Origin of the sequence: Endozoicomonas sp. YOMI1 (assembly GCF_024606345.1) — a bacterium.
In the GTDB taxonomy this organism is placed as follows: Bacteria; Pseudomonadota; Gammaproteobacteria; order Pseudomonadales; family Endozoicomonadaceae; genus Endozoicomonas.
Genome location: NZ_JAHHPM010000104.1, coordinates 1 through 4,742, shown reverse-complemented (window position 1 = coordinate 4,742; position 4,742 = coordinate 1). Strand labels below are relative to the sequence as shown.

Genomic DNA, 4,742 nt, shown 5'->3' with positions numbered 1-4,742 from the left:
ACTGCGCAGCCATTTTGAACCGCTGGATCTTCGTTGGAATTCCTCGCAATAGTCCAGCTATTACTCATCTACTCATCATTCCGCCTTGACCAGCGGTCCAAAATGACTTGCTCGATATCATATTTAGAAGGCGGAATTGGTATTAGAAGGCTCGATTGGTACAACTACCCAGTGCCAAGGCGACCGATTCGGCAATCATCGCATAATTGCTCACTGTCGGTTTGCACGGCAACGTCGCGGGTGACTACTGTTGACACCGGAGTATCTTCTGCACATATCGAGAGTGAACCAGGATCAGGCAGCCTTGTCTTATCTTCGGTATTAACCGGGCCTTTGTTCATAGGATACCGCGAGGCGGTTGGTGTTGCTTCTTTGAGGGAGGTGTTTACATCATCCGGATATCCGGGCTCTGGACACACATCGCCCAGAACTTCCTGTTCTTTCCAGCCAAGCACTTCCGGGGAAATCTGCTGATGGCAGTCAGCACCGTAAAAACAGTCCGCAACACTTTTGTGCAAAAAGATCGCCCACTGGAGCTGTCTCATTTCATTGGCATCAGGAGCGTCAAGGTTTATTTTAAAATCCTTGACGTACATCTGCTGTGGATTTTGCTCTTCTCTCAATTGCCGCATGGAACGACAATAGCGCTGGTCAATTGCTGTCCCCTTATGGCATTTATCGCTGGGAATGTAAACACCGTTCAGAGCAATGGCCTTTGCTTTGAGAAGATTATTTTCTCCTTTTACCGTAACGTTATTACGTTCATTTACCGCTGACCATACCGGTTCGGCTAATGTACGAATCCTGCTTGCTGGAGAAAACATAGATTTTCAAACCTCTTGAATGACTTTTGCCTGAAATTTCGACAATCCAGTTAAACAAAGGTTCACTCTTTTGGCCTGTGTTTTCTGCAATTTGCTGCCGCTGCACGACTGCTTGGATGCAGGAGCTACAACGCAGGAGCAGTTGCCGTCCAGGGCAGTCTATTCCCGGACAGCCTCCTGGACGAGCACTATTCTCAGACAGTCTCTCAGGAATACTGAAATTTCCAGTCCCTGAATGGTTGTTTTAGCTATCAGGGAGGACAGTAGTATTGGTATTGTCCGATTCTTCAGCATCAGTCTGATGATTGGTACGGTTTGTTGATAAATTACCCTTTTATGGTGGGGCTGAATCCGTCATTATAGTGTTCCCGCTGGCTCAGGCTGGTTTGGTGTTGGTTTTCAAGGGCGTCTCAGGGAAGTGGTGGCATTGCATATTACTTTTCCGGGATGCCGAGAGTTATTTGGGCAAGGCAGTCGATGACAGCAGAAGACAGTAATATTTCTGACCAGGGCATCCAGAAACAGGAAAAGCAGCTGGCATCTGAACAGGATGATTCCGGTTCCCCTATGAATCAAGCGCTTCCGCAAGAGGCCAGAAAAATTCTTGAGAGGCTGCATAACCGGCCTGAAAGTGACGTCATGAACTCTGAGGCGCTGCGTCTGGTGCGAGTTATCTGGCCCGGCGCGTTTAATGTGTCAGACCCACGGCCCCTCAAGATTGGTATTCACAAAGAGATGGCAGAGGCAAACCTGCTGCCTGCACATATTATTCCTGTTGCATTGCGGTTTTTTACGTCCATGGATCGTTACCTTGAGAAGATTAAGCCTGGTGTTACCCGGATTAACCTTCAGGGGCAGGCGGCAGGTCGGGTGAAACTCCGCGAAGCAGTGGATGCAGAAATCAAGCTGTATACCCAGAGCAGTGACTTTATCACGACGCGAGATCGGGTCATTATCAAGAAGATCCGTTTATTGTCCGTGAATAAACAGACTTGAATGGATACCAGTGAGAGGGCCTGGTACCTGTCGTCTGGTTGGCATGCCCTCAGTGATTCCCATTCATGATTTCCATCTTGCAGTTTATTCTGGTCGTTGCTGTCGGCTTTATCGTACTTTGCTGGAGTGCCAACCGCCTCGTTGAAGTGGCGTCTACCCTGGCATTTCGTCTGGGCATGCCGCTGTTAACCATCGGTGTTACGGTGGTTGCTTTTGGTACCTCTGCGCCTGAGTTAATGGTTTCTTCCGTTGCGGCATTTAATGGCTCCGGTGGTATCGCCATTGGTAATGTGGTTGGCTCGAATATCGTCAATATCGGTCTGATTCTGGCGCTTGGTGGACTGGTTGCTCCCTTGGTCGTTAAGGCCCGGATTGTCTACCGCGAACTTTCTATCCTGCTGATGACGACTATAGGTGCTGCTCTGATGCTAATGGACGGTACATTAAGTTTGTGGGATGGGGTTATTTTTTCTGTGGCATTTGTTGCCTATAGCTTCTATTTACTGAAGTCTTCAACCGGGCAGGAAGCCGAGCAAGATATACCAGTGCTCCCGATCAGTACTTTCAGGGCCTCGGCAGAGTCTCTGGCTATGCTGGTGATGCTTGTGCTGGGCTCTCAGCTTCTGGTCTGGGGCGCTAAAGGTATAGCCCTGGCGATAGGGGTTAATGAGCTGATTATTGGCCTGACGCTGGTGGCTTTTGGTACCAGCCTTCCTGAACTGGCGACCGTAGTGGTCAGTGCCCGGAAGGGGCTCCATGATATGGCAGCGGCTACGGTGATTGGTTCCAATATCTTTAATATTCTCGCTGTACTGGGGTTGTCAGGTGCTATCGGCCTGGATATTTCCGTGGATGCAGCGGCTCTGCGAATTGATATCCTGACCATGGTGATCATGACCGTTTTACTGGCGATTGTCGTTTATTCCAGCAAGGCTTCTTTTGATACAGACGATACAGAAAAAAAAACAGGCCATATTCCTGTGAGTGTCTGGAAAGTATCCGGGTATAAATGCCTGCTGTTGCTGTTTACATTTCTGGTATATGAGGTCTGGTTGGTGGTGAATGCATCATAACGTTACTCTTGATTGAAAGCGCAACGAGAGCAACATTCGTTGTTATGATCCAAGGCTCAAGCTGCCTTTATGCCAGTCCTAAAACCGACTTTTTATCCTCAATTTTCTGTCGTCCTCGCTACGGGCGCTATTCTCGGACAGCCTCCTGGGAGGCTGTCCGAGAATAGACTGCCCTTGGTAAAATCCGATTTGATTGTTTTTTGATCAATTCGTCCGGATGCCCTGAATTGACAGGTGTTTGTGAACTATCCCGAATGTTGTCACAAGTTTATCCACAAAAGCTGTGGATAAACTGTTTTTCAGCCTATCAGCGGGTAATAATCATCAGATAGCGTAGTTGCTCCCGGTGAAGCATCCAGCGAATAAACCAGACCTGCAGTCGCAGTCTGATCCACATCTTTGCCCGGGTGAATGCTGAAAGGCTATGGAAGTGCTGACCAAACCAGAAACAGAAACCGGAAAGGACATCATCGGTAATATCCAGGATCTCAACCTGCTCAAACCCATGCTGGTTAAGCAGGTTTTCGTAGGTCTCTTTGACCGGCATATCTTCAACCAGGAGTCCTGATATACGACCAAGATTGTTTACCAGGCGTTGCTCCCGACGGTCCTGAAATGGCCGGGCCAGCACCATATCGGTAAACGCCAGAGTCCCCCCCGGCCTTAGCGCTTTCCTGACATGGCTGAAAAAATGAGAGCGGGACTCCAGATGGTAAACGCAGTCCAGGCCAATTAACTTGTCGCAACTATTCTCTGGCTGTTCTGCCAGTGACTTGTCACCACCTCGCACCAGTTTAAGCGTATTGAAATGCCCGCAATGCTCCAGTGCCCGGACCATCTGCTGCTCATCACTGGCGATTGCCGTCAGGTGCTGAACCTGGTAATAATCCAGCCAGACCAGTAACTGATCATGGCTGGTGAAACCGACATCAAGGACTTCATCCTGAGTGGACAGGCAGGCTTTGTCGGCCAGTAACCCTGCCATTTCTGAGCAGGCCTGTCGGTATTGGGATGTGTCTCTCCAGTAACCCAGCAAGCGCCAGCCGGAAGCGGGCTGTACCGGGTTATTCAACAGCCACTGATCAACCTTCAACTCGCGCTCACGGTTTGACGATGGCCACCAGATACGTATCAACAGCGCCAGACCCTGAGCCATCAGGCCTGACATGAACAGCCAGGTCAGGAGCACTCCGAGAAGAAATGAAAGAATTGGCATAAGCTGACTTTTAGTTTTATCCATGCTTTTTAGTTGAGTACGGATAATAGAGAGATCATTGAGCTTTTGCCAGAGCTGCAGTTTTGCCTGAAACTCAGGCTGTTTTTTTGATGTGAGTCAGTGGACATTGGATCATCAGCACTTGCAGCCCGATATTGGTTTCCGGCGTCTGAACAACGTTGGTCACATAGCCGATGAACGTCAGACCAAAACCGATCAGGAAGCCTGACATGGCACCCATTCAAAATGAGGAAGTGCCAATAATTCTGATATTGAATTGAACAAAATGGATTCTCCTTTGTCTATTTGCGGGCTACACCATGTTTTCATTGATAGGAGGTTTTCCATGAGTGCAATTATTAACTGGGGCTTTGGCTTCTTTCTAACGGACTATGCAGGCATCTCAGGATCCGTGTTCCGATCCATCATGTCGATGCTCTGATATTTCAGGGGCAAGGAAGAGTGTACTCTTTCTTGCCCCTGCAGCTTTTATTGACCGGATGTCAGTTTGGTAAACATGCGGTTAACCTGACGGTTAATTCTGGCAGGTAGAACCTCAAAGACGAATAACCGTTGATCAGTTGAAATAAGAAGCAACGAACGCAACAAGCCCTGCTAGACTTGGCCTGTGCA

Annotated in this window: 4 protein-coding genes; 2 read left to right on the top strand and 2 right to left on the bottom strand. The window is 48.8% G+C overall.

Annotated elements, in window-relative coordinates; translation table 11 throughout:
• Positions 1-164 precede the first annotated feature (164 nt).
• Positions 165-824 carry a hypothetical protein gene (locus KDK15_RS03755; protein WP_257294026.1) on the bottom strand — a complete coding sequence of 220 codons (660 nt, stop codon included), beginning with the start codon at positions 822-824 and terminating at the stop codon, positions 165-167.
• Between the two features lie 477 nt (positions 825-1,301).
• Between KDK15_RS03755 and KDK15_RS03750 the strand changes: the two genes are divergently transcribed.
• Both KDK15_RS03750 and KDK15_RS03745 read left to right on the top strand, forming a co-directional pair.
• Positions 1,302-1,820, top strand: a complete 519-nt coding sequence (locus KDK15_RS03750; RefSeq protein WP_257294025.1) for a ProQ/FinO family protein — start codon at positions 1,302-1,304, stop codon at positions 1,818-1,820.
• A gap of 65 nt (positions 1,821-1,885) precedes the next feature.
• The gene (locus KDK15_RS03745) at positions 1,886-2,893 is read left to right on the top strand and encodes a calcium/sodium antiporter (protein WP_257294024.1); all 1,008 of its coding nucleotides are present in this window, start codon (positions 1,886-1,888) and stop codon (positions 2,891-2,893) included.
• Positions 2,894-3,200: 307 nt separating this feature from the next.
• On the opposite strand, the gene KDK15_RS03740 is transcribed toward KDK15_RS03745, so the two are convergent.
• Positions 3,201-4,133 carry a methyltransferase domain-containing protein gene (locus tag KDK15_RS03740; protein WP_257294023.1) on the bottom strand — a complete coding sequence of 311 codons (933 nt, stop codon included), beginning with the start codon at positions 4,131-4,133 and terminating at the stop codon, positions 3,201-3,203.
• Between the last annotated feature and the right edge of the window lie 609 nt (positions 4,134-4,742).

What these genes read in the sequence shown, in the direction of transcription:
- KDK15_RS03745 (WP_257294024.1), top strand. Translation starts at nt 1,886, where the DNA reads ATGATTTCCATCTTGCAGTTTATTCTGGTCGTTGCTGTCGGCTTTATC.
- KDK15_RS03750 (WP_257294025.1), top strand. Translation starts at nt 1,302, where the DNA reads ATGACAGCAGAAGACAGTAATATTTCTGACCAGGGCATCCAGAAACAG.
- KDK15_RS03740 (WP_257294023.1), bottom strand. Translation starts at nt 4,133, where the DNA reads ATGGATAAAACTAAAAGTCAGCTTATGCCAATTCTTTCATTTCTTCTC.
- KDK15_RS03755 (WP_257294026.1), bottom strand. Translation starts at nt 824, where the DNA reads ATGTTTTCTCCAGCAAGCAGGATTCGTACATTAGCCGAACCGGTATGG.